This is a genomic window from Comamonas sp. JNW (genome assembly GCF_003105075.1).
GTDB lineage: Bacteria > Pseudomonadota > Gammaproteobacteria > Burkholderiales > Burkholderiaceae_C > Comamonas > Comamonas squillarum.
In genome coordinates this window covers 1-319 of sequence record NZ_QETI01000039.1, presented here as the reverse complement: position 1 = coordinate 319, position 319 = coordinate 1, and the positions used below count along the sequence as shown (strand labels likewise).

Below are 319 nucleotides of genomic sequence, written 5' to 3'. Positions count from 1 at the left end.
CTTATCGGCTGTTAATTTTTAAAGACCTGACCCAAGAGCCTCAACCCTCAGATCCCCTTCGCCGCGATCAGCGAAGCCTTGTATTGTAGCACAGCTTTTGCTGCACTTCAGAACGTTTTCACGTTTTCTTCTCAACTCTTGCAGCTCACCGACCCTTGGGCCTGGCACGCTACTCTTTTAAGAGCAGAGAAGAAAACGTCCAGCTAGTTGCTGGACGTTTTCAGTATAAAAGCCTGACGATGACCTACTTTCACACGGGAATCCGCACTATCATCGGCGCGAAGTCGTTTCACTGTCCTGTTCGGGATGGGAAGGAGTG

1 rRNA gene is annotated in these 319 nt (G+C 49.8%); it reads right to left on the bottom strand.

Features of this window, described 5'->3' with window-relative positions:
* Positions 1-231: 231 nt before the first annotated feature.
* A 5S ribosomal RNA gene (rrf, locus tag DCO45_RS22450) occupies positions 232-319 on the bottom strand; the annotation flags it as partial.